Source organism: Agrococcus jenensis, from assembly GCF_003752465.1.
Lineage (GTDB): Bacteria > Actinomycetota > Actinomycetes > Actinomycetales > Microbacteriaceae > Agrococcus > Agrococcus jenensis.
This window is the reverse complement of the sequence record NZ_RKHJ01000001.1, coordinates 603,362-629,797: the sequence shown is the minus strand read 5'-3', so window position 1 is coordinate 629,797 and position 26,436 is coordinate 603,362. Positions and strand designations below refer to the sequence as shown.

At 74.0% G+C, this 26,436-nt stretch carries 22 protein-coding genes; 14 read left to right on the top strand and 8 right to left on the bottom strand.

Annotated elements, in window-relative coordinates; translation table 11 throughout:
* Nucleotides 1–62 precede the first annotated feature (62 nt).
* The 3 genes from EDD26_RS14595 to EDD26_RS03045 all read left to right on the top strand — a co-directional run bounded on the left by EDD26_RS14595 (nt 63) and on the right by EDD26_RS03045 (nt 2,690).
* The gene (locus tag EDD26_RS14595; RefSeq protein ID WP_170165512.1) at nt 63–992 is read left to right on the top strand and encodes a hypothetical protein; all 930 of its coding nucleotides are present in this window, start codon (nt 63–65) and stop codon (nt 990–992) included.
* A gap of 101 nt (nt 993–1,093) precedes the next feature.
* A complete protein-coding gene (locus EDD26_RS14590; protein WP_170165511.1) occupies nt 1,094–1,618 on the top strand; it encodes a DMT family transporter in 525 nt (174 codons plus the stop codon).
* Nucleotide 1,619: 1 nt separating this feature from the next.
* A complete protein-coding gene (locus tag EDD26_RS03045; RefSeq protein WP_148058676.1) occupies nt 1,620–2,690 on the top strand; it encodes a hypothetical protein in 1,071 nt (356 codons plus the stop codon).
* Nucleotides 2,691–2,703: 13 nt separating this feature from the next.
* Here EDD26_RS03045 and purF read toward each other — a convergent pair whose 3' ends face one another.
* From purF to tdh, 4 genes are all read right to left on the bottom strand, one after another.
* On the bottom strand, nt 2,704–4,161 hold the full coding sequence (purF, locus tag EDD26_RS03040) for an amidophosphoribosyltransferase (protein WP_123696353.1): 1,458 nt from the start codon (nt 4,159–4,161) through the stop codon (nt 2,704–2,706).
* A gap of 94 nt (nt 4,162–4,255) precedes the next feature.
* Complete coding sequence (locus EDD26_RS03035; RefSeq protein WP_123696352.1) at nt 4,256–5,938, bottom strand: WD40 repeat domain-containing protein; 1,683 nt, start codon at nt 5,936–5,938, stop codon at nt 4,256–4,258.
* A gap of 266 nt (nt 5,939–6,204) precedes the next feature.
* Complete coding sequence (locus EDD26_RS03030) at nt 6,205–7,383, bottom strand: glycine C-acetyltransferase (protein WP_123696351.1); 1,179 nt, start codon at nt 7,381–7,383, stop codon at nt 6,205–6,207.
* A 3-nt stretch (nt 7,384–7,386) separates the two neighbouring features.
* Entirely contained in the window at nt 7,387–8,469 is a 1,083-nt protein-coding gene (tdh, locus tag EDD26_RS03025) for an L-threonine 3-dehydrogenase (protein WP_123696350.1), read from the bottom strand.
* A 159-nt stretch (nt 8,470–8,628) separates the two neighbouring features.
* Between tdh and purM the strand changes: the two genes are divergently transcribed.
* The 3 genes from purM to EDD26_RS03010 all read left to right on the top strand — a co-directional run bounded on the left by purM (nt 8,629) and on the right by EDD26_RS03010 (nt 10,902).
* A complete protein-coding gene (gene purM, locus EDD26_RS03020; protein WP_123696349.1) occupies nt 8,629–9,726 on the top strand; it encodes a phosphoribosylformylglycinamidine cyclo-ligase in 1,098 nt (365 codons plus the stop codon).
* 109 nt (nt 9,727–9,835) lie between these two features.
* Nucleotides 9,836–10,438 (top strand): DUF4190 domain-containing protein, encoded by a 603-nt coding sequence (locus tag EDD26_RS03015; protein WP_123696348.1) that lies wholly within the window; start codon nt 9,836–9,838, stop codon nt 10,436–10,438.
* 86 nt (nt 10,439–10,524) lie between these two features.
* On the top strand, nt 10,525–10,902 hold the full coding sequence (locus EDD26_RS03010) for a hypothetical protein (protein ID WP_123696347.1): 378 nt from the start codon (nt 10,525–10,527) through the stop codon (nt 10,900–10,902).
* A gap of 60 nt (nt 10,903–10,962) precedes the next feature.
* Here the strand turns inward: EDD26_RS03010 and EDD26_RS03005 are convergent, their stop codons facing one another.
* The 4 genes from EDD26_RS03005 to EDD26_RS02990 form a co-directional block, all read right to left on the bottom strand.
* Nucleotides 10,963–12,423: an L-serine ammonia-lyase gene (locus tag EDD26_RS03005; RefSeq protein WP_123698415.1), complete on the bottom strand. Its 1,461-nt coding sequence runs from the start codon at nt 12,421–12,423 to the stop codon at nt 10,963–10,965.
* A gap of 70 nt (nt 12,424–12,493) precedes the next feature.
* Nucleotides 12,494–12,715, bottom strand: a complete 222-nt coding sequence (locus EDD26_RS03000) for a DUF3073 domain-containing protein (RefSeq protein ID WP_123696346.1) — start codon at nt 12,713–12,715, stop codon at nt 12,494–12,496.
* Nucleotides 12,716–12,855: 140 nt separating this feature from the next.
* Nucleotides 12,856–13,230, bottom strand: coding sequence for a fluoride efflux transporter FluC (locus tag EDD26_RS02995; protein WP_123696345.1), 375 nt, complete (start codon nt 13,228–13,230; stop codon nt 12,856–12,858).
* A complete protein-coding gene (locus EDD26_RS02990) occupies nt 13,227–13,622 on the bottom strand; it encodes a FluC/FEX family fluoride channel (protein WP_123696344.1) in 396 nt (131 codons plus the stop codon). The genes EDD26_RS02995 and EDD26_RS02990 overlap by 4 nt, the downstream gene beginning before the upstream one ends.
* Before the next feature lie 83 nt (nt 13,623–13,705).
* On the opposite strand from EDD26_RS02990, the gene EDD26_RS02985 reads away from it, so the two are divergent.
* The 8 genes from EDD26_RS02985 (at nt 13,706) to EDD26_RS02950 (ending at nt 26,433) form a co-directional block, all read left to right on the top strand.
* Nucleotides 13,706–14,449 (top strand): MerR family transcriptional regulator, encoded by a 744-nt coding sequence (locus tag EDD26_RS02985; protein WP_123696343.1) that lies wholly within the window; start codon nt 13,706–13,708, stop codon nt 14,447–14,449.
* Between the two features lie 373 nt (nt 14,450–14,822).
* Nucleotides 14,823–18,164, top strand: a complete 3,342-nt coding sequence (locus EDD26_RS02980) for an efflux RND transporter permease subunit (protein WP_123696342.1) — start codon at nt 14,823–14,825, stop codon at nt 18,162–18,164.
* Nucleotides 18,165–18,246: 82 nt separating this feature from the next.
* Nucleotides 18,247–19,377 carry a DUF2510 domain-containing protein gene (locus EDD26_RS02975; RefSeq protein WP_123696341.1) on the top strand — a complete coding sequence of 377 codons (1,131 nt, stop codon included), beginning with the start codon at nt 18,247–18,249 and terminating at the stop codon, nt 19,375–19,377.
* 204 nt (nt 19,378–19,581) lie between these two features.
* Nucleotides 19,582–21,777: a DEAD/DEAH box helicase gene (locus EDD26_RS02970; protein WP_123696340.1), complete on the top strand. Its 2,196-nt coding sequence runs from the start codon at nt 19,582–19,584 to the stop codon at nt 21,775–21,777.
* 149 nt (nt 21,778–21,926) lie between these two features.
* The gene (locus EDD26_RS02965) at nt 21,927–22,685 is read left to right on the top strand and encodes an SDR family oxidoreductase (RefSeq protein WP_123696339.1); all 759 of its coding nucleotides are present in this window, start codon (nt 21,927–21,929) and stop codon (nt 22,683–22,685) included.
* Nucleotides 22,686–22,690: 5 nt separating this feature from the next.
* Nucleotides 22,691–23,875: a serine hydrolase domain-containing protein gene (locus EDD26_RS02960; RefSeq protein ID WP_123698414.1), complete on the top strand. Its 1,185-nt coding sequence runs from the start codon at nt 22,691–22,693 to the stop codon at nt 23,873–23,875.
* A 111-nt stretch (nt 23,876–23,986) separates the two neighbouring features.
* Complete coding sequence (gene recQ / locus EDD26_RS02955) at nt 23,987–26,038, top strand: DNA helicase RecQ (RefSeq protein ID WP_425453392.1); 2,052 nt, start codon at nt 23,987–23,989, stop codon at nt 26,036–26,038.
* Nucleotides 26,035–26,433 (top strand): RNA-binding S4 domain-containing protein, encoded by a 399-nt coding sequence (locus tag EDD26_RS02950; RefSeq protein ID WP_123696338.1) that lies wholly within the window; start codon nt 26,035–26,037, stop codon nt 26,431–26,433. The genes recQ and EDD26_RS02950 overlap by 4 nt, the downstream gene beginning before the upstream one ends.
* The last annotated feature ends 3 nt before the right edge of the window (nt 26,434–26,436 follow it).

The following is a 26,436-nucleotide window of genomic DNA, read 5'->3' as shown; positions in this document are numbered from 1 at the left end:
GCGCTCTCGCGCTGCGGTCACCCCGCCGCCCGGATCCCAGCCGGTGCCCCCATACTGAGTCCATGGCCCAGGTCGTCCGTCCGCAGGGATTCATCGGTCCCCTCGTCGTGACGGTGATCGGCGTCATCCTGCTCTTCAACGGGGTCCCGGCGCTCTGGCAGTGGATCGGCTGGGTCGCGCAGACGGCGCTCGTCGTCGGTCCCGAGCGCGCGATCGAGATGGCGCTCACGCCGCTGCTGATCGCGGGCGGCGCGACCTTCGTCGGCTTCCTCATGCTGCGCGGCGGCTTCGGCGCGCTGCGCTCGCTCATGCGCGGCGCGACGCAGCGGGCGCAGGCGCAGGTGCGCGGTGGCGTGCAGCAGGCGCGCGGCGGCGTCCAGCAGGCGCGCAACGAGGTGGGGCAGCGCTACGGCGAGGCCCGGGCGCAGGCGGAGCACCTGCAGCCGTCGGGCCAGCAGGGCTGGTTCGAGCGCATCGAGTCGCTCGGCCGCGAGGTCGAGGCAGAGCGCGCCCGCCGATCCGGGCAGCCGGTCGCGCAGCAGCAGCCGCAGCGGCCGCAGCAGCAGCGCCCGCAGCAGCCGCAGCAGCGCCAGCCGCAGCAGCAGCGCCCCCCGCAGCCGCAGCCGCAGCGAGCGCCCCAGCCGCAGCAGCAGCCGCGCGCCGGTGGCCCCGGGGGCGAGCGGCTGGGCCGCATCGAGGAGCTGCGCCAGCGCGTCGACACCCGCGTGCAGCAGGCGACGCGCATCGGCGACGCCGGCACGCAGGCCGCGCAGCGGGTGCGCCAGGCGGCCTTCGACGAGGCTGCGCGCGTGAAGCAGCGGCAGCTGCCGAATCCGTCCGACGAGGTCGCCGCACTCATCGGGCGCCTCGACCTCGCCGACCACGAGCGGGTGGTGCATCGCGGCTCGTCGCTCACACGGTCGTCGCTGCGCACCTCCGCGCTCTCGAAGACGTCGCTCAGCCTGAACTCGCTCCGGCAGCACCGCCGCTGAGCTCCTCGACCCGGTCCGTGGTCGGCCGGCGCGACGATCCCGACCTCCCCGCACCGGCTCGGTTGCGGATGCGTCGTCGGGCGCGTGGGATGCTGGTCGGCATGGATGCCACGCGCGAGCCGGCCCCGCAGGGCGACGAGGGCCAGCAGCACGAGACCACGCGCGAGGAGCTCAGCGTGACCGTGCGACGCTCGCCCAGGTACGGCGTCTTCATGGCGATCGGATCGGTGCTCGGCATCGTCATCGCCTGGATCCTGTCGTCGATCACGGAGCCCGCGGTCAACGAAGCAGGCCAGCCGGTCGACACGACCGCGGTGATCGGGCTCGTGCTCGTGATCGGCTTCGTCGCCGGGGCCGCGGTCGGCGGCATCGTCGCGCTCATCGTCGACCGCTCGCTCGCGAAGGGCACGCGCACCGCCGTCGCGGAGCGGGTCGAGACGCGCGAGCGGGAGACGCTCGACGAGCTCGCCGCGGCCGACGCGGGTGAGGCGGCGTTCGAGCACCTCGACGCCGGTCCCGGCGTCGACGCGCCCACCGCGCTGGACGCTGACGGCCCCGGCCGCAGCCCCGGCCGCGCTGATGCGCGCGACCTGGCCACCGACGACGACCGCCCGCGCGAGGCCTGACGTGCCGCGTGCGCGGCTCGGGCTGGCGCACGCCCTCGCGTGCGCCAGTTGGGGTGCGGCCGCGGTGCTCGTCGCCTCGCAGCCGATCGCGCCCGCATCGCTGGCACTGGGCGGCGCGGTCGCCGCGGGCACCGCTGCGATCGGCGTGCTGCTGCCGCTGCGCGCCCGAGCGCGCAGCGTCGTCGTCGGCGCGCTCGTCCTCTCGCTCGTCGCGGTCGTCGCTGTCGCGGTCGCGTCGCTGCTCGCGGGCGAGCTGCACACCGCCGTGCTCGTCGCGCCGCTCGCCGCCGCGGCCGGCATGCACGCGCGCGCGATGAGCGCCGCCGGTGCTGCGGACCCGAGCCTCGCGCCGCGCGTGCGCCTCGCGCCGAGCCTGCTCGGCCTCGCCGGCGGCGCGGCGCTCGTCGCCGCGGCGGCAGCGCTCGGCCAGCCGGCGCTCGTCGTGCTCGCGGTCGTCGCGCTGCTCGAGCTCGCGGCGCTCGCGCTGCTCGTCCGCCCTGCGGCCGATGTCGAGCCCGAGAGCGCGCCCGCCGCGACCGGATCGGCGCCGCCCGCGCGGCTGCTGCCGCTGCTCGCGGTCGCAGTGGCCGGCGCGGCAGCGGTCGTCGCGCTGCGCCCCGCCCTCTCTGCGCTCGGCGCCGACGAGCCGCAGCCGGCCGGACCCGCAGCGCTCACCCTGGCGATCGGCGGGCTCGCGGGGCCGCCGCTGGCCCGCCTGGTGGCGCGGCTGGGGCTCGGCCGCGGCGGTGCGCTGCTCGCGACGCTCGCCGGGGCCGCAGCCCTCGTCGCCCCGATCGCGCGCCCCGGCGCCCTCGACGTGCTCAGCGCCGCGGTGCTCGGCATCGGGCTCGCGGCCGCGGTCGCGCTCGCGGAGCTCGCGCGACGCTCCGGCGTGACCTTCGCGCCGCGCGCGGTGACGCTGCTGCTCCTCGCGGCAGCGCTCGGTGCCGCCATCGCGGCCCTGCTGCTCACGAGCGTGCCGCTGCCGGACGTGGTGCTCGGCGCATCCATCGCCTGCCTGGTGGCAGGACTCGGCGCGTGGGCTCCCGCCCCGCGAGAGCGGGTCGCCTGACCCGACACAGCGCTCAGCTGAGCTGCGTGCGCTCCACCCAGTCGAGGTACTCGTCGGTCACGGTGCCGGTGACGTACTCACCCGTGAAGCACGACATGTCGAGGCCCTGGATGTCGGAGCCGTCGAGGATGGCGCGCTGCAGGTCGTCGACCTCCTGGTAGACGAGGAAGTCGCTGCCGAGCGCCTCGTTGACCTGCGGGATCGAGCGGCCGGAGGCGATCAGCTCGGCGCGCGACGGCATGTTGATGCCGTAGACGTGCGGGTAGCGCACGGGCGGCGCCGCGGAGGTGAACGTGACGGAGTTGGTGCCGACCGAGCGCATCATCTCGACGATCTCGCGGCTCGTGGTGCCGCGCACGATCGAGTCGTCGACGACGAGCACGTTCTTGCCGCGGAACTCGCTCTCGAGCGCGTTGAGCTTCTGCTTCACAGACTTCTTGCGCTCCTGCTGCCCGGGCATGATGAAGGTGCGGCCGACGTAGCGGTTCTTGTAGAAGCCCTCGCGGTACTCGATGCCGAGGCGGCGCGCGACCTCCATCGCGGCGGGCCGCGACGAGTCGGGGATGGGCATGACCACGTCGATCGCGCCGGAGGGCGTGTAGCGCTCGATCGTGTCAGCGAGCCGCTCGCCCATGCGCAGGCGCGACTCGTAGACGTTGATGCCGTTCATCACCGAGTCCGGGCGCGCGAGGTAGACGTACTCGAACGAGCACGGCAGCAGCACAGGGGCGTCGTGCGTCTGCGCCGAGGCGAGCTCGCCGTCGGGGGTGATGAACACAGCCTCGCCGGGGGCGACGTCGCGCTCGATGTGGAAGCCGGAGCCGGTGAGCGCGACGGACTCGCTCGCGACCATCCACTCGGTGCGGCCGCTCTCGGCGAGGCGCGAGCCGAGCACGAGCGGGCGGATGCCGAAGGGGTCGCGGAAGGCGAGCAGGCCGTGACCGGCGATGAGCGCGATGACGCCGTAGGAGCCCTCGACCCGCTCGTGCACGCGGCGGACGGCGGTGAACAGCCGCTCGGCGTCGAGGTCGCCGCCCTTGACGAGCGTCTGCAACTCGGAGCCGAGCACGTTGACGAGCATCTCGGTGTCGCTGCCGGTGTTGACGTGCCGGTGGTCGACGGTCGCGAGCGCGTGCTCGAGCTCGCGCGTGTTCGTGAGGTTGCCGTTGTGCACGAGCACGATGCCGTAGGGCGCGTTCACGTAGAACGGCTGCGCCTCGAGCTCGTTCGTCGCCTCGCCGCGGGTCGCGTAGCGCACGTGGCCGAGGCCGATCTTGCCGAGCAGCGCCCGCATGTCGCGGGTGCGGAACGCCTCACGCACCTGACCCTTGGCCTTCTTGACGTGGATCGAGCGGTGCTCGGCCGTCGCGATGCCGGTGGAGTCCTGCCCGCGGTGCTGGAGGAGCGCGAGTGCGTCGTAGACCTGCTGGTTGACGCTCGAGTCGGAGACGATGCCGACGATGCCGCACACAGGCGAGCTCCTTCTGTCGCGGGGGGAGGAGTCCAGTCTACCGAGGCGCGCGTGCCGAGCCGCGCCGCCGGGAGGGCGCGACGGGGAGACCCGGTCAGGCGTCCGGGTGCTGCAGCCGGTGGGCGAGCCGCTCCGCGAGCTCGCGCAGCGGTTCGAGCGCCACGCTGTGCTCCTCGTGGACTCCGACGAACGGCACCATCGCGGGCGTCGTCAGGAACCACCGCACCCGGAAGCGGGCGCGCGTCGCGTCATCGGCAGCGGGGGAGAGGTCGACGACGAACGTCCCGACCCGCACACCGTGCCTGCGGACGCCGCCGGTGACCGTGCTCCCGACCAGGATGCGGTCGACGGCGGCCTCCGTCGTGTCGTCGCTCGTGCCGAGCGCCTCCGACCGGATGAGCTCGACGACCCGCTGCTCGCTCGCCGGCGCGACGACGTCGAACGACAGGGCCGCCATGCGGTCGGCGATGGACTCGCCGGGCCGCGGCGCGTCCTCCGGCGGCGCTCGCGAGAGCCCGGGCTGCGTCAGGCGCTCGGCGAGCTCGCGGGTCGGCACCGCGAGCACTGCCGGGTAGCTCTCGGCGATCGTCGGCGCTGCCGCGACGAGCGCGCGCGGGTCGGCCCGCACGGCGAGGATGACGCAGACGCCTGCCAGCAGCGCGAGCGAGGCGGCGACCGCCCACCACATCGGCCAGGGCACGCGGGATGCCTCCCAGGAGCCGAGCGCGACGCCCTGCGTCGTGGCCACCAGCAGCGACCCGGGGTCGCGGGAGTGGCCGAGGGCGGCCGTCGGCAGCGGGGTGCCGAGGCGGATCTCCGAGAGGGTGGCGCCGGAGCCGAGCTCGACGAGCGCCAGGCGCGGCACGGATCCGCCGGTGGCGACCATGAGCGTGCCGTCGGTCGCCCCGTCGGCGGCGCCGGTGATCGGGTCCGCGGGGTCGTAGCGCGCGGAGGCGTGCAGCGAGCGGGGGTCGAGCAGCAGCAGCTCCGCGTCGTTCCAGACGGCGACCGCGGCGCCGTCGTCGACGAGCGCCACGCCCGTCGGGCCGCCGCTCGGGGGGATGGCGGAGTCGAGCACCCGCCCCGCCGCCGCATCGAGCACGAACACCGCGTTGTCGGTCAGCGCGTACACCGTCGATGCCGGCCCGGACGCGACGGCGGTGATCTCCCGATCCAGGTCCACCTCGCGAGCGGGACCGCTCCCGCGGCTGCGCAGCTGGAGCCGCTGGGAGCTCGCGGGCGCCACCGCCACGTACGCGCCGTCGGCGCTCGTCGCGACCGCCGCGCCGGCCGCGTCGTCGAGCTGCACCGTCGTCGCGCTGAGCGGTGACGCGTCGGCACCCTCGACCTCGAACAGCGACAGCGCGCCGGTCGCGTCCACCGCCGCGAGCAGGTCCGCCGTCGGCGAGAGGGCGACGCCCAGCACGTCGCCGCGGAGCCCGAGCGTCGACTCTGTGCGCGATCCGTCCGCGAAGGCCGTGAGGTGCACGGCCGAGCCGTCGACGCGAGCAGCCGTGCCGTCAGCGACCGCGACCAGCGAGCGATCGCCCGGCTCGCCGCCGTCCGCCGCTCCGCCCTCGAGCCCACCGAGGTCGACCGCGCCGAGGTCCGGTGCCGCGAGCGTGCCGTCGCTCAGGCGCGTGGCGGCAGCCTGCGTCAGCGTCTGGTGGAGCAGCGGCACGCCGAGCGAGCAGAGGGCGAGCGCACCGAGCGCGGCCGCCGCGACCCTCGCCCAGCGGCGATCCCGGCGCGCGGGCCCTTCGACGTCGCTCGCCACGCAGACCTCCTCCGCGCTCGGTCGCCATCCGCGACATGGCGTCGAAGGTACGCGGGGCCGGAGCGGGCGTCTATGACCGCTTGTACCCCGATGCTCCTCGCCGCGGGTGCGGATGCGGGCTCGCGGGCGGCCACCGCCGGCTCACGAAAGCCCCGCGCTCACGGCACCAGCACCTCGAACGCGTGCCCGGCGCCGACCCAGTGCGCGACGATCAGCGCACGTCGGTGCGGCGACGCCGCCAGCGGTCGAGCAGCCCCACGGCGCGGTCAGGCGGCGACGCGCTCGCGCGAGGCCGCGAAGGCCGCGACCGCGCGATCGACGTCGTCGTCCGAGTGCGCCGCCGAGAGCTGCACGCGGATGCGCGCCTGACCCTTGGGCACGACGGGGAACGAGAAGGCCGTGACGTAGACGCCCTCCTCGAGCATCGCATCCGCCATGCGGCCCGCGAGCCGCGCGTCGTGGAACATCACCGCGGTGATCGGGTGCTCGCCCGGCAGCAGCTCGAAGCCGGCCGCCTCCATGGCCTCACGGAAGCGCACGGTGTTGCGCTGCAGCCGCTCGCGCAGCTCGCCGGCCCCCTCGACGAGGTCGAGCGCGGCCAGCGATCCCGCCACGACCGACGGCGCGAGCGCGTTCGAGAAGAGGTAGGGCCGCGAGCGCTGGCGCAGCAGGTCGACGATCTCGGCGCGCGCCGCGATGTAGCCGCCGGAGGCACCGCCGAGGGCCTTGCCGAGCGTGCCGGAGATGATGTCGACCCGGTCCTGCACCCCGGCGAGCTCGGGAGTGCCGGCGCCCGACGGCCCGGTGAACCCCACCGCGTGCGAGTCGTCGACCATCACCATCGCGTCGTAGCGCTCGGCGAGGTCGCAGATCGCCTCGAGCGGGGCGAGGTAGCCGTCCATCGAGAAGACGCCGTCGGTGACGATGAGGCGGCGGCGGGCACCGGCCGACTCCTGCAGCAGTGCCTCGAGCTCGGCCATGTCGCGGTTCGCGTAGCGGTAGCGGGCGGCCTTCGACAGCCGGATGCCGTCGATGATCGACGCGTGGTTGAGCGCGTCCGAGATCACGGCGTCGTCGGCGCTGAGCAGCGTCTCGAAGAGCCCGCCGTTCGCGTCGAAGCACGACGAGTAGAGGATGCACGCGTCCTGCCCGAGGAACGTCGCGAGCCGCGACTCGAGCTCGAGGTGCTGGGTCTGGGTGCCGCAGATGAACCGCACCGAGGCCATCCCGAAGCCCCAGTCGTCGAGCGCGGCCTTCGCCGCCTCGACGATCTGCGGGTGGTCGGCGAGGCCGAGGTAGTTGTTCGCGCAGAAGTTGAGCACCTCCGCACCGCCAGCGACGACGGTCGCCGACTGCGGCGACTCGAGCGGCCGCTCGCGCTTCGTGAGGCCGGCGGCCTCGATGTCGGCGAGCTCTTCGGTGATGGATGCGCGGGCGGAGAACATGGTTCAGGCTCCCTGGGAGTCGGTGGCGGTGCTGGTGAAGTCGAGGATGACCTTGCCGGCCGCGCCCGAGCGCGCGCGGTCGAGCGCGCCCTGCCAGTCGGCGAAGGCGAAGCGGTCGGTGATGACGGGCGCCACGTCGAGGCCGGTCTGCGCCATCGCCGACATGGCGTACCAGGTCTCGTACATCTCGCGGCCGTAGATGCCCTGGATGGTGAGCATGTGCGAGACGACCTTGCCGAGGTCGATCTCGATGGGCCGCGACGGGAGTCCGAGCACGGCGATGCGGCCGCCGAAGTTCAGGTTCTCGATGATGTTCCCGAGCGCGCTCGGCGCGCCCGACATCTCGAGCGCGACGTCGAAGCCCTCCTGCATGCCGAGCTCGTGCTGCACGGCCGCGAGCGGCGAGGGGCCGCCTGCTGCGCCTCGCGGATCCAAGGCGCGGAAGCCCAGCGACCGCGCGAGCTCGAGCCGCGGCTCGGCGATGTCGGTGATGACGATGTGGCGGGCGCCCGCGTGCCGGGCGACCATGGCGGCCATGAGCCCGATCGGGCCGGCGCCGGTCACGAGCACGTCCTCGCCGATCACCGGGAACTTCAGCGCCGTGTGCACGGCGTTGCCGAACGGGTCGTAGATGCCGAAGACGTCGAGCTGGTCCGGTGTGGTGGAGCCGGCGGTCACGCCCGGGTGCACCCACACGTTCGACGCGGGGAGCACGACGTACTCCGCGAAGCAGCCGTCGCGCTGCACCCCGAGGTTCGCCGTGCGGATGCACAGGTGGCGGCGCCCGGCGCGGCAGTTGCGGCAGTGGCCGCAGACGACGTGGCCCTCGCCCGACATGATCTGGCCGACGGCGTAGTCGGTGACGCCCTCGCCCACCTCGACGATCTCGCCGCAGAACTCGTGCCCGACGGTGAGGCCGGGCGTGACGGCCGACTGCGCCCAGGCATCCCACGCGTCGATGTGGAGGTCGGTGCCGCAGATGCCGGCGCGCAGCACGCGCACCTTGACATGGCCGGCGGGGGTCTCGGGCTCGGGCAGCTCGATCAGCTCGAGTCCTGGCCTGCCTCGGGTCACGAGTGCATGCATGGGCGTCTCCGTCGACAGTGGTGGGTGTGCCGCCCCCATCCAACCACCCGCGCTGGACTCTCAACGGAGCAGCTGGCGGCACGAGGGCACTATCCCCTTGCGCCGCCGATCGCTCCGTTGAGGATCACCCGCGGTGGCAGGGCTCGGTAGCCTGGGAGCATGACCGATCCGTATGCGTCCGCCGGCGTCGACACCGAGGCGGGCGACCGCGCCGTGGAGCTCATGAAGGCCGCCGTGTCGCGCACGCACGGCCCCGGCGTGCTCGGCGGCGTCGGCGGCTTCGCCGGCCTGTTCGACCTCTCGGCCGCCGGCGCCTACGCGAAGCCGCTGCTCGCGACGTCGACCGACGGCGTCGGCACGAAGATCGCGCTCGCGCAGGCGATCGACAAGCACGACACGATCGGCCAGGACCTCGTCGGCATGGTCGTCGACGACATCGTCGTGGTGGGCGCGAAGCCGCTCTTCATGACCGACTACATCGCGTGCGGCCGCGTCGTGCCCGAGCGCATCGCCGACATCGTGCGCGGCATCGCGCTCGGCTGCGAGGCCACCGGCACCGCGCTCGTCGGCGGCGAGACGGCGGAGCACCCCGGCGTCATGGAGCCCGACGACTACGACGTCGCGGGCGCCGCGGTCGGCATCGTCGAGGCGGATGCGGTGCTCGGCGCCGAGCGCGTGCAGACCGGCGACGTGGTGGTCGCGATGGCCTCGTCGGGGCTGCACTCCAACGGCTTCTCGCTCGTGCGCCACATCCTGGCCGAGCGCGGCATCGCGCTCACGGACCGGGTCGACGACCTGGGCGGCGTCGCCGCCGAGGTGCTGCTCGAGCCGACCAGGCTCTACACGCTCCCGCTGCTCGGCATGCTCGACGACGGCCTCGGCATCCGCTCCATCTCGCACGTCACGGGCGGCGGCATCGCCGCGAACCTCGCGCGGGTGCTGCCGCAGGGCATGTCGGTCGAGATCGACCGCAGCGGCTGGCAGGTGCCCCCGGTGTTCGGCGCGCTCGCGCAGCTGGGCGGCTTCCCCCTCACGCAGGCAGAGGGCACCTGGAACCTGGGGCTCGGGATGCTCGTCGTCGTCGACGAAGCCGACGCGGCGTCGGTCGTCGCGGCGAGCGAGCGCGCCGGCATCGACGCCGCCACCGTCGGCCGCGTCGAGCCGATCGGCACCGACGCGCTGCAGGGCGCGGGATGGGTGCAGGGCGCCAAGGGCGTCGACGGCGGCGCCGTGCGGCTGGCCGGCGTCTACCGCTGAGCGCCCACGCAGCTGCCACGGGACGTCCAGGAGACTCGGACCCGGGCGGCCTATGGTTGCCGTGCAACGAGCCGAGCAGCACACGTCGACGAGCACAGGGAGGTACGGGATGCAGCCAGATCCGGATCGCTTCCGGCCGCGCGACGCGTCGCCGGCCGTGCAGTCGCCGCCGTCCGCGAGCGCCGAGCCGAAGCGCGAGCGCGAGCCGCGGCGGCCGCAGCGCTACGCGGCTCCGCAGTACGGCGCCCCGCAGCAGTACAACGACCCGCGGCACGGCAGCGCCAAGGCCCGCCCGGGCCCCGGCTACGCGCCGCCGCAGCCGACGGCCCGCTACGGCCAGCCGCCGCTCGAGGGCCGCGACGCGCCGCTCATCCACCCTGCCGCCGCGCAGGCGTCGAGCGTCACCCACTACGGTGCCCCGGTCTACCGCACGCCCGTGTACGCCTACGCGCCGCAGCCGCAGCGCGGCCTGTCGATCACCGCGCTCGTGCTCGGGCTCTGCTCGTTCGTCTTCGCGTGGACGCTCGTCGTCGTGCCGATCCTCGGCATCGTCTTCGGCTTCATCGCCCTCAAGCGCGAGCCGGCAGGCAGGGTCCTGGCGATCGTGGGGCTCATCGCCTCGGCGATCGGCCTGCTCTTCGTGCTGCTCTTCTACCTGCTGCCGCTCTTCGGAGTGCTGATGGCCATGGTGCTCACGGCCGGCGCCGTCTGACCCTGCCGTGGTCCGGTGATCGGCCCTACGCTGGAGCCGACGCGTCCCGCGTCCCTGCACCAGCCTTCGTCACGCGAGGAACCACGATGACCTACACCCCTCCTGAGCAGCCCCAGGGCGGCTACCAGCCGGCCGAGAGCGGCTACCAGCCCGCCAGCGGCTACCAGCCCTACCAGGGCAGCTCGCCCAGCTACGGCGCTGCGCCCTCCACCTCGAAGAAGCTGTCGATGTGGGGGCTCATCCTCGGCATCTCCAGCATCATCATCCCCATCTGGATCAACGCCATCGCCGGCGCCGTGCTGTCGGGCATCGGCCTCGCGAAGGAGCCCGCAGGCAAGACGATGGCGATCTGGGGCCTCGTGACCTCGGTGCTCGGCTTCATCTGGGCGTTCATCTTCTGGCCCGTCGTGCTGTTCGGCATCATCTTCGCCGCGGTCGCGCCCTACGCGACCACCGGTTCCTGACCCATCTCTCGACGAAGGGCCCGCCGATCGGCGGGCCCTTCGTCGTGGCGGGTGCCGCGCTCAGCACTCGATGAACGCCACGGCGAGCCCGCCGAGCGAGGTCTCCTTGTACTTGTCGCTCATGTCGGCGCCGGTGCGGCGCATCGTCTCGACGGCGGTGTCGAGGCTGACGTAGTGGGTGCCGTCGCCCTGCTGCGCCATCCGCGCCGCGTTGATGGCCTTCACGCTCGCCATCGCGTTGCGCTCGATGCATGGGATCTGCACGAGCCCCTTGATGGGGTCGCACGTGAGGCCGAGGTTGTGCTCGATGCCGATCTCGGCCGCGTTCTCGATCTGCTCGGGGGTCGCGCCCAGCACCGCGGCGAACCCCGCCGCGGCCATCGCGCACGCCGAGCCGACCTCGCCCTGGCAGCCGACCTCCGCGCCCGAGATCGACGCGTTCGACTTGATGATGATGCCGATCGCACCGGCGACGAGCAGGAAGCGCACGTGCCACGGCACCTCGTCGTCGACGCAGTTCGCGAAGCGGTCGGCGTAGTGCATGACGGCGGGGATGATGCCCGCGGCGCCGTTCGTCGGCGCGGTCACGACGCGGGCGCCCGCGGCGTTCTCCTCGTTCACGGCGAGCGCGTAGAGGTTCACCCACTCCATGCCCTCGAGCAGGTCAGGCCTGCCGGTCTTCGGGGCGGCGTCGCGCGCGAGCAGCTTCTCCTGCCAGTCCTTCGAGCGCCGCTTCACGTCGAGCCCGCCCGGCAGGATGCCGTCGGTCGCGATGCCGTGCGCCACGCACTCCTGCATGACCTCCCAGATGCGCTCGAGCTGCGCGATCGTCTGCTCCCGCGGGCGCCAGGCGGTCTCGTTCTCGAGCATGAGCTCGGCGACCGACATGCCGGTCTCGCGGCAGCGCGCGACGAGCTCGTCGCCGTGCGAGAAGGGGAACGGCATCGGATGCGCCTGGATCGCCGGCGCCGGCACGGGGGAGAGCACGTCGCCCTCGTCGTGCCGCATGACGAAGCCGCCGCCGATCGAGTAGTACCCGGCGGTCGCGATGGTCTCGTCATCGGCGTCGTACGCGGTGATCCGCAGCGCGTTCGGGTGCTCGGGCCGCACGGTCAGCGGACGGAAGACGAAGACCTTCGCCTCGTCGAACGCCACCGGGCGGCGGCCGCCGAGGCGCAGCTCGGTCGTCGCTCGGATGCGCTCGAGCGTCTCGGCGATCTGCGGCGTCTCGACCGTGTCGGGTGCGAGGCCCGAGAGGCCGAGCATGATCGCCGTGTCGGTGCCGTGCCCGGAGCCGGTCGCGCCGAGCGAGCCGAACAGGTCGACGCGCAGCCGCACGATCTCGTCGAAGCGACCCGACGCATCCGCCTGCACGACGAAGTCGAGCGCGGCCCGCATGGGGCCGACGGTGTGCGACGACGACGGGCCGATGCCGATCTTGAACAGGTCGAGCACCGAGAGCGATTCGAAGACCGGTGCCGTCTCGGTGGCATGCCGGCCGAGGGCGGCGGGCGCGTTCAGCGGTGCGGTGGGCACGTGCGAGGTCACGATCGGCTCCTTCGCCTAGGCGCAGCGGAGCCGGGGTGGTGGCTCAGGCGCTGCGGCCCGTCTGGTACTCGTCAGCGTAGTCGTCGTCGTCGGTCTCGGTGCCCGGCGCGTACTCCGCGTAGTCGGCCCACTTCTCGGCGTCGGGGCCGGCCTCGGGGGTCGCTCCCAGCTCTGCCGCGAGGACGTTGTAGTTGATGTTCGGGCTGAACGACTTCAGCTCGCGCGCCAGCTTCGTGTGCTTGGCCTTCTGCCGACCACGTCCCATGCTGGACCCCCTTGCGGACTGCGCCGGCCCGGGGCCGGCGAACGGTGAGAGAACTGCGGTTTAAGTCCAACCTCCATCCTAGCATCGAGCCCGCCTGTCGGCTGTGGCCCCGCGATGCGTGGGGATAGGGTTCCGCTTCCTCAGGCCGCGGCCGCCGGCGCGAGCATCGCGCCCAGGAGCAGGCCGGCGGATGCGGCGATCGCCCCGCCGACGACCGTGACCGCGACCGTCGCGAGCACGCGGCCGCTGCGCCGGTGCTCGAGCTGCTCGACCGCCTGCACCGCGAACGCCGAGTAGGTCGAGAGTCCGCCGCAGAAGCCGGTCACGAGGATCGCGCGCCACGCGTCGTCGAGCACGAGCAGGCTCGTGAGGATGCCGGCGAGCAGGCTCGCGGCGAGGTTCACGGCGATCGTGGCGCGCACCGGGCGCTCGTGCGCGAGCGCACCTGTCAGGAAGCGGACGACCGCGCCCAGGCCGCCGGCGCCGGCGATGGCCAGCAGCTCGAGCGGCGTCATGCGGCACGCCCGCGGGCGAGGCGACGGCCGAGCGCGAGCCCCGCCCAGGCGGCGAGCAGGCAGGCGACGAGCATGCCGACGGCGATCGCGATCCCCGGGAGCGCGGGCACGAGCGCGGGCCATCCGTCGCCCGCCGCGCTCGCCGAGACGCTCGCGACCGCGATCGCGCTGAAGGTCGTGAAGCCGCCGAGGAGCCCCGCGCCGATCCCGTGCCGCAGCCAGTCGGGCGCCCCTGCGAGCGCGGCGACCGCGAGGCCGAGCAGCCCGCAGCCGACGGCGTTCACCACGAGCAGCGCCCACCAGTCGGCGATCGCGGCCTCGAGCAGCGCTCGCGCGGCCGTGCCGATCGCGCCACCCACCGCGACGGCGAGCACGGAACGGGCGAGGCGCATGCGAGCCAGCGTAGGCGGCGGATCGGATGGCGCGGGGCGAGGGGCTTGACGTTGACGCTGCGTCAACGCCTAGCGTCGTCGACATGGAGTGGTCGATCCAGCGCATCGCGAAGCTCGCCGGCGTCTCGAGCCGCACCCTGCGGCACTACGACGCCGTCGGCATCCTCGCCCCCGCCCGCACCGACGCAGGTGGGATGCGCTGGTACGACGAGGCATCGCTCGCCCGCCTGCAGCGCATCCTGCTGCTGCGCGGGCTGGGCGTCGGGATCCCCGCGATCGCCGAGAGCCTCGAGCGCGCATCCGACGAGGAGGCGCTCTCGGCGCACCTCGCCGACCTCGCGCGCGAGGCCGACCGCATCCAGAGGCAGATCCGCGCCGTCGAGCAGACGCTGCGGGCACGAGAGGAAGGAGCCGCCATGACGGCAGAAGGAGCGCTCGACGGGTTCGACCAGGGCCAGTACGAGCAGGAGGTGACGGAGCGCTGGGGCGCCGACGCCTGGCAGCGCGGGCAGCGCTGGTGGAAGGGGATGTCGGACGCCGACAAGCGCGGCTTCCAGCAGGAGCACCGCGACATCGCGGCGGGCTACGCCGCGGCGCGGGAGGCAGGCGAGCCCGTCGACGCCGAGCGGGTGCAGGCGCTCGCCGAGCGGCACTACCGCTGGATCGGCGCCGGCTGGCAGACGGCCGAGCCCGACCCCGAGATGTTCGCGAGCATGGGCGACATGTACGTCGCCGACCCGCGGTTCGCGGCCAACTACGGCGGCGCCGATGGGGCCGCGTACGTCCGCGACGCGATGCGGGTGTTCGCCGATCGGCGGCATCCCTGACGCCCCCGCCCGACCCCGCCCCCGCACCCGCGCCCGCGTCAGCGCCTCCTCGATTGGTCACTTCCGGCCGCCCCGGGCTTTGAGTGGTCGCTGGTGGCTGCCCGAGCGGCCGCTGAGCCGCCACACGCGACCAATCGAATGCCCCGAACCTCCCGCATGGGTGAGAGGTTGCACACCGCCCCGCGCGGCCTCGAGCGCTCGCTCCCGGCCGCCCCGGCTTCCACTGGTCGCTCGTGGCTGCCCGGGCGGCCGCTGAGCCGCCATCCGTGACCGATCGAGCCCCGGAACGGGCGGGAGTGACCAATCGACGTGGGGCGGATGCGGGGGCCAGCCCCCATATCCGCCCCACAGCAGGTGATGCGAGGATCGCCAGGTGCATCTGCTCTCGCTCGCCAGCCTGAAGAACCGTGCGCTCATCGTCCTCGCGACGATCTGCATCGCCATCTTCGGCGGGGTCGCCCTCTCCAGCCTGAAGACCGAGCTCACCCCCGAGCTCGAGCTCCCCGCGGTCGTCGTCACGACGACGCTGCCCGGCGCGAGCCCGGAGATCATGAGCGAGGACGTGACGGGCCCGATCGAGCGCGCGATCCAGTCGGTGCCGGGGCTCGAGGGCACGACCGGCACGTCGTCGACGAGCTCGAGCGTCGTCTTCGCGGAGTTCACCTACGGCATCAACATCCCGACCACCGAGCAGCGGGTGCAGCAGGCCGTCAACCGCATCCTCTCCCAGCTGCCCGAGAACGCCGAGCCGACCGTGCTCACCGGCTCGATCGCCGACTTCCCGGTGCTGCGCATCGCGATCTCGAGCCCCGGTGACCAGGCGGCGCTCGTCGACCGCATCGAGACGGTCGCGGTGCCGCAGCTCGAGCGGACCGAGGGCGTGCGCGCGGTGCAGCTGCAGGGCGCCCCGGGCCAGCGCATCACGATCGACCCGGATGACGCGGCGCTCGCCGCCGCGGGGCTGTCGCGGCTCGACATCACCGAGGCGATCGACGAGCACGGCCAGCTGCTGCCCGGCGGCACGGTCGACGACGGCGACCAGACGCTCAGCGTGCAGATCGGTGAGCGGCTCGCCTCCGTCGACGACGTCGCGAGCCTGCCGCTCAGCCGCGAGCAGCCCGCCGAGCCGGATCCCGCGAATCCCGCGAACGCACCGCCGGCCGACACCGTGACGATCGCCGACGTCGCCGACGTCGCCCTCGAGCAGGACCCGGTCTCGTCCATCGCGCTCGTCGATGGCGAGCCCGCGATCATCCTCTCCATCACGAAGACGCAGGCGTCGAACACCGTCGACGTCTCGCACGCCGTGCAGGAGCTGCTGCCCGGCCTGCAGTCCGAGCTCGGCGACGACGTCACCTTCACGACGGTGCTCGACCAGGCGCCCTACATCGAGCACTCGATCGAGGCGCTCGCGGTCGAGGGCGTGCTCGGCCTCGTCTTCGCGGTGCTCGTCATCCTCGTGTTCCTGTGGTCGCTGCGCTCGACGCTCGTCACCGCGGTCTCGATCCCGATCTCGGTGCTCATGACCTTCATCGGCATGTGGGGCTTCGGCTACTCGCTCAACGTGCTGACGCTCGGTGCCCTCACCATCTCGATCGGCCGCGTCGTCGACGACTCGATCGTGGTGATCGAGAACATCAAGCGCCACCTCGCCTTCAGCGCCAGCAGGTCGCGGGCGATCGTGGATGCGGTGCGCGAGGTCGCCGGCGCGATCACCGCCTCGACCATCACCACCGTCATCGTCTTCCTGCCGCTCGCCTTCGTGAGCGACATCACCGGCGAGCTGTTCCGGCCCTTCGCGCTCACCGTGACGCTGGCCCTGCTCTCGTCGCTCATCGTCTCGCTGACGATCGTGCCCGTGCTCGCCTCGTGGCTGCTCAAGCGGCCGAAGGAGGCTGTGGACGCCGACGCTCAGGCCGCCGCGGCCGCTCGCGCGGCTGCCGTCGTCGCCGAGCCGCGCCCGACGCGCCGCCGCGTGCTCGGCCGCCGCCTGCCGGGCCGCCACCGCGCAGACGCCGGGGCCTCCGCCACGTCGGTCACCGCCATGTCGGCCACCGCCACGGCGGCCACCGCCACGTCGGCGGTCGCCGACGAGGCCGCCACGACCCGCCCCGCGGACGCCCCGGAGCGCCGCGACCGGCTGCGGCGCGGCTACCGGCCGATCCTGCTCGCCACCCTCCGCCGTCCGTGGCTCGTGCTCGTCGGCGCGGTCGCGATCCTCGGCGCGAGCGTCGCGGCGTTCCCGCTCCTCGCGACGAACTTCCTCGGCGACGACGGCCAGACCACCGTGCAGGTCTCGCAGGCGCTCGAGCCGGGTGCATCGCTCGACGCGCAGCTCGACGCCGCGCGGTCGCTCACGACCGAGCTCGAGCAGCTGGAGGGCGTCGAGACCGTCTCGGCGACCGTCTCGAGCGGCGCCTCGTCGTTCGCGGCCTTCACGGGCGGCGGGGGCGGCGGCGCCATCTCCTACGGCGTGATCGCCGCGGAGGGCACCGACATGCCCGCGCTGCGCGAGCGCATCCTCGCGGCGGCCGAGAGCGCGGAGGGCGAGATCACCGTCGGCCAGTCCGCGGGGCTCGGCGGCAGCGACATCGCGATCGACGTGCAGGCGCCGACGCCCGACGCGCTCGACGCGGCCACCGCATCCGTCGTCGACGCCGTCACGGGCCTCGAGGGCGTCGCGCAGGTGACCGACTCGCTCGAGGGCGCGCAGCCGCTCGTGCAGGTCGCCGTCGACCGCGAGCTCGCCGCGAGCCTCGGCCTCAGCGAGGCCGCCGTCTCGGGCCTCGTCGCGCAGGCGATGCAGCCGACGCCGGTGGGCGAGATCCAGCTCGAGGGCTCGCTCGTGCGCATCTGGCTCGACGCGATCGCGCCTGCGGCGACGCTCGAGGAGCTGCGCGAGCTCGAGCTGCCGACCCCGAACGGCCCGCTCCCGCTCGCCGACGTCGCGGAGGTCTCGCAGATCGAGGGCCCCGTCTCGATCGAGACGAGCGACGGCGCCCGCACCGCGACCGTCACGGTCACGCCCGACGCCGCCGACGTCGGCGGCATCTCGGGCGGCGTGCAGACCGCGCTCGGCGAGCTCGAGCTCGCCGACGGCGCGACCGCGACCGTGGGCGGCGTCGCGACGCAGATCACGGATGCGTTCACGCAGCTCGGGATCGCGGCGCTCATCGCCGTGCTGCTCGTCTACGTCGTGATGGTCGCGACCTTCAAGAGCCTGCTGCAGCCCTTCCTGCTGCTCGTCTCCGTGCCCTTCGCCGCGACCGGCGCCATCGCGATGCAGCTCATCACCGGCGTGCCCCTCGGCGTCGCCTCGATGGTCGGCGTGCTCATGCTCGTCGGCATCGTGGTGACGAACGCGATCGTGCTCATCGACCTCGTGAACCAGTACCGCGACCGTGGGCTCAGCGTCCGCGACGCGCTCGTCGAGGGCGCCGAGCGCCGACTGCGGCCGATCCTCATGACCGCGGCGGCGACGATCTTCGCGCTCATCCCGATGGCGGCGGGGCTCACCGGCCAGGGCGGCTTCATCTCGCAGCCGCTCGCGATCGTCGTGATCGGCGGCCTCATCTCGTCGACCCTGCTGACGCTCGTGGTGCTGCCCGTGCTCTACCTCGTCGTGGAGGGCGCGATCGAGCGCCGGCGCATCCGCGTCGGCAAGGGCACGCGGGCCGATCGGCGCGGCGAGCTCGCGGAGGCAGGCGCTCGCTGACCGCACTCACAGCCCACGCGCACAGCGCGTTGGTTGAATGGCCCTGCCCGTCGAGCCCGTCGAGCAGGGAAGGAGGATGCCGGTGCCGAGCTTCCTCATCGTCCACTGCGCGAGCCAGGACGGCCGCATCGACGCCTACCGGCAGCCGCCGACCCTCGACATCGGCGGCCTGCGCGTGCCGCTCGACTGGGGCGACACGACCCTGCACGTGCCCGCGGGCGACCTGCCCGTGACCGTGTTCGTGACCCGCGCCTCCGGCCAGGTGGAGGGCGCCAAGATCACCGTGCGCTCGCCCGCCGGCACCGGCACGCGGCTCACGTTCGTGCCGCCGATGCAGCCGGGCGGCGCGTCGCACCTGCGGATCGACGGCCAGTGGCCGGCCGACTCGTCGATGCACTACTACGCGGCGCGCGACGCCCGCACGCTCGCGCCGCCCGCCGCCTCCTCGGTGCCGACGCCGCACATCGGCGGTGGCAGGCAGGTGGCCCAGGCGGGGCTGCGGATGGCCGGCACGATGCCGCCGCCGCAGCCTGCCTCGCCTGCCGTGCGGTCGGCGCCGATGCAGCCGGCACCTGTGCATCCGGCAGCGCAGCAGCAGCAGCCCGCGCCGCTGCCGCCCGTCGGTCCGACGCCGGGCTCGACCGCCTCCGTGCCGCCGCGCGCCTCGTCGTTCGGACAGCAGCAAGGCGCGCTGGTCGACCCGGTCGTGCCGGCCTCCCAGCCGTCGCCGTCACAGCCGCCGTCCCGACCGGCGCCCCAGCAGCTGGCACCGCAGCAGCCGGCGCCCCAGCAGGCCGCGCCGCCACGGTCGGCGCCACCCGCCCAGCAGCCTGGGCCGTCGCACGTGCGGCCGCAGGCCCAGCCCCCGTCGTTCGGGCAGCGGAAGCAGCCCCCGCCCATCCTCACGCCCGCCGAGTTCGACCGCCTCGAGCGCGAGGCGCAGGAGCAGCAGGCGCGCGCCTACGAGGCCTGGGTCGCGCAGCAGCACGCGCACGCGGCCCAGCAGGCCGCGCCCGGCACGCACGGCGCCGCGCCCACGCAGCACGACGGCGCCCCGCGCCCGGTCGGGCTGCCCACGGCCAGCACGGGGCAGGCGCAGCCCGCCTGGTACCCCGACCCCTACCGGCGTGCGGATGCCCGCTGGTTCGACGGTCGGCAGTGGACGTCGTCGGTCATGCGAGCAGGGGTGCGCGTGCAGGACCTGCCGGGCTGACCGGGGCTTTGCCCCTGTCGCTCGCCACCCCGATGCCGTAAGGTGGACAGGTCGGCTCGGGACAGGCGTGTTTGTGTGCGCCACATGGAGTGTCGCCGCGGCCGGAGTTCCCGCGAGCATCCTCGCGGTTGACCAGATGATCCCGCGATGACTGCGGCTCTACCAGCGCGAGCTTCGATCTTGCGCGCAATCCCGAGATGAGCGATGGCACGGAATGACGAGCGCCCCTACGGCGCGAACCGATCGACCGACCGACAGACGAACCGCCCCGGCTCCCGCAGCCCCGGGCACCGCGGGCACCGCGACGAGCAGCCCTCGAAGGGCCGCTGGAACCGCGACGACCGCGACCGCCGCGACGCCGGCCGTGGCGCCGAGAGCGCCTCGCGCCGCCCCAACTGGACCCCGCCCGAGGAGCGCAACCGCGACGATCGTCGCGGCCCGGCGTTCCGCACCCGCGGCGGCGCCCAGGGCGGCCGCGACCACCAGCGCGACGACCGCCTGCACCGCGGCGAGCGGCCGCGCGGCTTCGACCGCGCCCGCGACGAGCACAACGGCCGTGGACGCGGCGCCGCCCCGGAGCGCGGCTTCGACAGCCGCGGTGGCGAGCGTCGCTTCGACGACCGCCGTCCGGCCCGTGACGACCGCGGTGGCGAGCGTCGGTTCGACGACCGCCGTCCTGCCCGTGACGACCGCGGCTTCGACGACCGCCGTCCGGCTCGTGATGACCGTGGTGGCGAGCGTCGCTTCGACGACCGTCGTCCGGCTCGTGATGACCGGGGTGGGGAGCGTCGCTTCGACGACCGCCGTCCGGCTCGTGACGACCGCGGCGCCGAGCGTCGCTTCGACGACCGCCGTCCCGCCCGTGACGACCGTGGTGGGGACCGTCGCTTCGACGACCGCCGTCCGGCTCGTGATGACCGTGGTGGGGACCGTCGCTTCGACGACCGCCGTCCGGCCCGCGATGACCGCGGCGCCGACCGCCGTCCCGCCCGCGACGACCGCGGTGGCGAGCGTCGCTTCGACGACCGCCGCCCCGCCCGCGACGACCGCCCGCGCCGCGACGACCGCCGCTTCGACGAGCGCCCGCGCCGCGACAGCACGTACTACCCGTCGGCCGAGTCGAAGCCCTTCGCGCCCAAGGAGGACGTCGTCCTCGAGCGCCTCGAGGCGCAGGCCACCCGCGCCGAGGACATCGAGGGCATCACCTTCGCCGACCTCGGCCTCGGCACCGGCATCGCCGGCGCGCTGAAGTCGATGGGCGCACCGACGCCCTTCCCGATCCAGGCCGCCACGATCCCCGACGTGCTCGCGGGTCGCGACGTGCTCGGCCGCGGCCGCACCGGCTCCGGCAAGACGATCGCGTTCGGCGCGCCGATCATCGAGCTGCTCATGCGCAACCGCCCCGAGCGCCGTGAGATCGGCCGCCCGCCCCGCGCGCTCATCCTCGCGCCGACGCGCGAGCTCGCGCAGCAGATCAACCACACGGTCATGGGCCTCGGCCGCGCCGTCGGCGTCTTCACGACCGTCATCGTCGGCGGCGTCAAGCAGGACCGCCAGGTCGAGTCGCTGCGCCGCGGCGTCGACATCGTGATCGGCACCGCCGGTCGCATCGAGGACCTCGTCGAGCAGGGCCGCCTCAACCTCGGCGGCGTTGAGATCGCCGTGGTCGACGAGGCCGATCACATGTGCGAGCTCGGCTTCCTCGAGCCCGTGCAGCGCATCCTCCGGGGCACGCGCCCCGGCAGCCAGAAGCTGCTCTTCTCGGCGACGCTCGACTCGGAGGTCGCGACGATCGTGCGCGAGTTCCTGCCCGAGCCCGCCGTGCACGAGGTCGCCGGCGAGGACCAGGCGACGTCGACGATCGAGCACCAGGTGCTCGTGGCCGACCGCTTCGACAAGGATGCGGTGCTCGAGCAGATCGTGCGCAACCCGGGTCGCATCATCGTCTTCACGCGCACCCGCGCCTACGCCGACCGGCTCGCCGAGCAGTTCGACGACGCGGGCATCGCCGCGGCGAGCCTCCACGGCGACCTGTCGCAGTCGCAGCGCAACCGCGCGCTCGAGAAGCTGCGCCGCGGCAAGATCGACGTGCTCGTCGCGACGGACGTCGCCGCGCGAGGCATCCACATCGACGATGTGGCCCTCGTCGTGCAGGCCGACCCGCCGGACGAGTACAAGACCTACCTGCACCGCTCGGGCCGCACCGGCCGCGCGGGCAACGACGGTCGCGTCGTCACGGTGATCGCACCCGCGCGCCAGAAGCGCATGCAGCAGCTGCTGCAGCGGGCCGAGATCAAGGCGCCGATGATCCCCGTGCGCCCGGCGTCCGAGATCCTCGAGACGCTCACGGCCGGCTCGGCAGCCGCCGACGCGCAGATGGCCGAGGCCACCGCGGAGTGAGCCCCGGCGGGCATCCGGTCCTCCGGACGCCCGCCGCACCACGCACGCCCGTCAGGGCCAGACGGCCCGGATCCTCGCGATCCGGGCCGTCTGCCGTGCGCGGGCCCGAACGGGCTTGCGTTGTGCTGGCGCTGGCGTAGCGTGAAGGCATGCGCGTCGTCGTCATCGGTGGATCCGGGAATGCGGGAGCGGCGATCGTGCGGGCGCTCGGCCGTCGAGGCGCGCAGGCGGTGCCTGTGTCGCGCTCCGGGAAGGCCATCGCGGGTGCCCCCGGCGCGAAGGCCGACATCGTCTCGGGCGACGGCCTCGACGCCGCGCTCGAGGACGCCGACGTCATCGTCGACGCCTCGAACTCGCGCAATCCGCTCGACCTCAAGCCCTTCACGATCGGCGCCAGGAACGTGGTCGCCGCCGCCGAGCGCGCCGGCGTGCACCGCGCGGTGCTGCTGTCGATCCTCGGCGTGGACCGCTCGAAGCTGCAGTACCACCGCAAGAAGCACGAGCAGGAGCTGACCTACCTCGGTTCCTCGCTCGAGGTCGCCGTTGTGCGGGCGTCGCAGTTCCATGAGTGGTCGGTCGACTTCTTCGAGGCGGGCGCCGCGGTCGGCGCCATCCCCGTCTTCCTCGGCGGGCGGCTCCAGCCGGTCGACGTCGCAGAGGTGGCCGAGCTCGTCGCCGACGAGGCGACGGCGCCGTCGGGGCAGCAGATCATCGACTTCGCCGGCCCGCAGGTGCGCGTCTCCCGTGACCTCGCCCGCGCCTGGCAGACCGCGACCGGCGCGCGCGGCCTCATCGTGAACGGCCCGTTCCCGCCCACGATGCTCGACTACCTGCGCAGCGGCGCGAACCTCACCGAGGAGCGCAAGGGCAAGGTCTCGTTCGAGGAGTGGCTGGCGCGCAGGCGCTGACCGCCATGGAGCTCCGGGCCGCGCTGCAGCAGGTCGCCGACGAGGCGGTCGAGCAGCACGGCGTGCCGGGCGTCGTGGCGGCCGTCGCCGACCAGGAGGTCATCGCGGTCGCGGCCGCCGGAGAGCGGGCCATCGGCGGTGCCCGGATGACGCGCGACACCGTCTTCCGGATCGCGTCGGTCACGAAGCCGATCATCGCCGCGGCCGCCCTGGCGCTCGTCGACCGCGGGGTGCTGCGACTCGACGCGCCGGTCGTCGAGTGGCTGCCGGAGCTCGCCGAGCCGCGCGTGCTGCGGCATCCGGCGGCGGAGCTGGACGACACCGTGCCCGCCGAGCGGCCGCTGCTCGTCGAGCACCTGCTCGCGCTCACCGGCGGCCTGGGCTTCACCGACGACATGGGGACGCCGCTCGCCGCGGCGCTCACCGACCGGCTCCGGCAGGGCAGGGACGACCCCGCCGGCTGGCCAGGTCCCGACGCCTGGCTCGCGGAGGCGGCCAGCCTGCCGCTCGCGCACCAGCCGGCCGACGGCTGGACCTACAACACCGGCTACGACATCGTCGGCGTGCTGCTCGCGCGTGCCGCGGGTCGGAGCCTCGGCGCGGTGCTCGCCGACACGCTCCTGAACCCGCTCGGCATGGTCGACACCGGCTTCCGCCTCCGCCCGGAGCAGGTGCCGCGCACCGCCACGGCCTATGCGGCGCAGGGCTCCGGCCTGGAGCCGATCGACGGGCCGGACGGCGCCTGGACAGGCGACATCGCGTTCGAGTCGGGCTCCGGGGGCCTCGTGTCGACCGCCGACGACCTGCTCGCCTTCGGGCGGATGCTGCTGGCAGGCGGCGACGCCCCGGTGGCCACCGGTGGCGGCCGCGTGCTGAGCCCCTCGGCCGTCGCGCGCATCCTCGCGCCCGGCGAGCCCTCCCCGCCCGACCACGTGTTCCTCGAAGGGCAGTCGTGGTCGCTCGGCGGCAGCGTCGACGTCGTCGAGCGGCACCCGTGGGACGTGCTCGGGCGCTACGGCTGGATCGGCGGCTCGGGCACCGCGCTCTACGCCTACCCCGCCGCCGGTCAGGTGGCGGTCTGGCTCACGCAGCGCGAGCTCGCGGGTGCCGACGACGCCGAGCGCATGGTGCCGATGCTGACCCTCGCGGCCGAGCGCGCCAAGCAGGTAGCCAGGGGCCCCGCCCACTGACGGGCGGCCAGTGAGCGTCCGCCCGCGCCCGGTCCCCAGGGCCCCAGGCCTCGGCACGTCGTGTCCGCCGTGCGGCTTAGGCTGGATGGGCGGGGACGCGAAGGGGGACGCGTGACGGACGCGAGGCACGACGAGTGGGCACCGCCCAGCGATGACGACGCTCCCGAGTCCTGGGACGCGTGGCAGGACGCGCCGGACGACGGCTGGGTGCCGCCATCCGACGATGACGCGCCGCTCGCGGGCGCCGGGTCGTCAGCGAGCCGGGGCGCTGCTCGGAGCAGCGACCGCAGCGGCGCGCGCAGCAGCAGCACCCGCACGCTCGCCCGTCCTTCGGTCGCCCGTGCGCCGGGCATCGCGGCGACGGCCAAGGCGGCGACGCCGCTCGAGGCGCTCACCCGCGTGTGGGGCTACGACGCCTTCCGCGGCGAGCAGGCCGAGATCATCGACGAGCTCGTCGCGGGCCGCGACGCGGTCGTGCTCATGCCCACCGGCGGCGGCAAGAGCCTCTGCTACCAGATCCCGTCGCTCGTGCGCGAGGGCACCGGCGTCGTCATCAGCCCGCTCATCGCGCTCATGCACGACCAGGTCGATGCCCTCGAGCAGCTCGGCGTGCGCGCGGCCTTCCTCAACTCCACCCAGTCGATCGACGAGCGCCGCGACGTCGAGCGCCGGCTGCTCGCGGGCGAGCTCGACATGCTCTACCTCGCGCCGGAGCGCCTGCCCGTCGCGCAGGGCCTCCTCGACGCGGCCCCGATCGCGCTGTTCGCCATCGACGAGGCGCACTGCGTCAGCCAGTGGGGTCACGACTTCCGCCCCGACTACCTGCAGCTGCAGGTGCTGGGCCAGCGGTGGCCCGACGTGCCGCGCATCGCCCTCACCGCGACCGCCACGGCAGAGACCCGCGCCGAGATCGTCGAGCGGCTCGGGCTCGACGGCGCGCGCGTGTTCGTCTCGAGCTTCGACCGGCCCAACATCCAGTACCGCATCGCGCCAAAGCAGGACGCGAAGGCGCAGCTGCTGCGCATCATCCGCGACGAGCACCCGGGTGCCGCCGGCATCGTCTACTGCCTGTCGCGCAAGTCGGTCGAGTCGACCGCCGCCTGGCTGACGACGCAGGGCGTCGACGCGCTGCCGTACCACGCGGGCCTCGACGGCAGCGTCCGCGCCGCGAACCAGCAGCGGTTCCTGCGCGACGACGGCGTCGTGATGGTCGCGACGATCGCGTTCGGCATGGGCATCGACAAGCCCGACGTGCGCTTCGTGGCGCACCTCGACCTGCCCAAGTCGGTCGAGGGCTACTACCAGGAGACCGGTCGCGCGGGCCGTGACGGCGAGCCGTCGACCGCGTGGCTCGCCTACGGGCTGCAGGACGTCGTGCAGCAGCGGCGGATGATCGCCGAGGGCGACGGCGACGCCCAGCGCAAGCGCAACCAGACGCTGCACCTCGACGCGATGCTCGCGCTGTGCGAGACGGTCGAGTGCCGCCGGCAGCAGCTGCTGGCTTACTTCGGTGAGCCGAGCGAGCGCTGCGGCAACTGCGACACCTGCCTCACGCCGCCCGACTCCTACGACGGCACCGTGCCGGCCCAGAAGCTGCTCTCGACGATCGTGCGGCTGCAGCGCGAGCGGCGGCAGGCGTTCGGCGCCGGGCACCTCGTCGACATCCTGGTCGGCGCCGACACCGAGCGCATCCGCACGCAGGGCCACGACCGGCTCGCGACGTACGGCATCGGCAGCGACCTGCCGGCCGCCCAGTGGCGCGGCATCGTGCGGCAGCTGCTCGCGCAGGGACTGCTCAAGGTGCAGGGCGAGTACGGCGTGATCGCGATCACCGAGGCGTCGTCCGCGGTGCTCGCGGGCGAGCGCGAGGTGCGCCTGCGGCACGAGGCCAAGGCGCCGGCGAAGGCCGCGCGGCGCTCCGAGAGCACGATGCAGCTCGACGACGTGCAGCAGCAGCGGTTCCAGGCCCTGCGCACCTGGCGCGCGGCGACGGCCAAGGAGCAGGCGGTGCCCGCCTACGTCGTGTTCAACGACAAGACCCTCGCCGCGATCGCCGAGCGCAGGCCGGCGACGATGGTCGAGCTGTCGACCATCTCGGGCGTGGGGGAGTCGAAGCTCGAGCGCTACGGCGACGCCGTGCTCGAGGTGCTGGCGGCCGCGTGAGCGGGCAGGGCGCGGCGGGGACGGCGTCGGGCTCGGTGCGGCTCGACGTCTGGATCTGGGCCGTTCGACTGTTGAAGACCCGGGCGGCGGCGACGGCCGCGTGCCGCGGCGGCCACGTGAAGCTCAACGGCCAGGCGGCGAAGGCCTCCCAGCCGGTGCGCGTCGGCGACGAGGTGCGGGTGCGCATCGCCGGCTTCGACCGGATCGTCGGGGTGCAGCAGCTGCTCGCGAAGCGGGTCGGCGCCGCGATCGCCGTCGACGCGTACGACGACCGGTCGCCGGCCCGACCGACCGCCATCGACGCCGCGCAGGTGCCGCGGCGCGACAAGGGCTCCGGTCGGCCGTCGAGCCGGGAGCGGCGCGAGATCGACCGGCTGCGCGGCCGGATCGACTGAGCC

Excerpts from the sequence above, each read along its gene's own strand:
- EDD26_RS14595 (WP_170165512.1), top strand. The coding sequence starts at position 63 with ATGGCCCAGGTCGTCCGTCCGCAGGGATTCATCGGTCCCCTCGTCGTG.
- EDD26_RS14590 (WP_170165511.1), top strand. The coding sequence starts at position 1,094 with ATGGATGCCACGCGCGAGCCGGCCCCGCAGGGCGACGAGGGCCAGCAG.
- EDD26_RS03030 (WP_123696351.1), bottom strand. The coding sequence starts at position 7,383 with ATGTTCTCCGCCCGCGCATCCATCACCGAAGAGCTCGCCGACATCGAG.
- tdh (WP_123696350.1), bottom strand. The coding sequence starts at position 8,469 with ATGCATGCACTCGTGACCCGAGGCAGGCCAGGACTCGAGCTGATCGAG.
- purM (WP_123696349.1), top strand. The coding sequence starts at position 8,629 with ATGACCGATCCGTATGCGTCCGCCGGCGTCGACACCGAGGCGGGCGAC.
- EDD26_RS03015 (WP_123696348.1), top strand. The coding sequence starts at position 9,836 with ATGCAGCCAGATCCGGATCGCTTCCGGCCGCGCGACGCGTCGCCGGCC.
- EDD26_RS03010 (WP_123696347.1), top strand. The coding sequence starts at position 10,525 with ATGACCTACACCCCTCCTGAGCAGCCCCAGGGCGGCTACCAGCCGGCC.
- EDD26_RS03000 (WP_123696346.1), bottom strand. The coding sequence starts at position 12,715 with ATGGGACGTGGTCGGCAGAAGGCCAAGCACACGAAGCTGGCGCGCGAG.
- EDD26_RS02995 (WP_123696345.1), bottom strand. The coding sequence starts at position 13,230 with ATGACGCCGCTCGAGCTGCTGGCCATCGCCGGCGCCGGCGGCCTGGGC.
- EDD26_RS02990 (WP_123696344.1), bottom strand. The coding sequence starts at position 13,622 with ATGCGCCTCGCCCGTTCCGTGCTCGCCGTCGCGGTGGGTGGCGCGATC.
- EDD26_RS02985 (WP_123696343.1), top strand. The coding sequence starts at position 13,706 with ATGGAGTGGTCGATCCAGCGCATCGCGAAGCTCGCCGGCGTCTCGAGC.
- EDD26_RS02970 (WP_123696340.1), top strand. The coding sequence starts at position 19,582 with ATGGCACGGAATGACGAGCGCCCCTACGGCGCGAACCGATCGACCGAC.
- EDD26_RS02965 (WP_123696339.1), top strand. The coding sequence starts at position 21,927 with ATGCGCGTCGTCGTCATCGGTGGATCCGGGAATGCGGGAGCGGCGATC.
- EDD26_RS02960 (WP_123698414.1), top strand. The coding sequence starts at position 22,691 with ATGGAGCTCCGGGCCGCGCTGCAGCAGGTCGCCGACGAGGCGGTCGAG.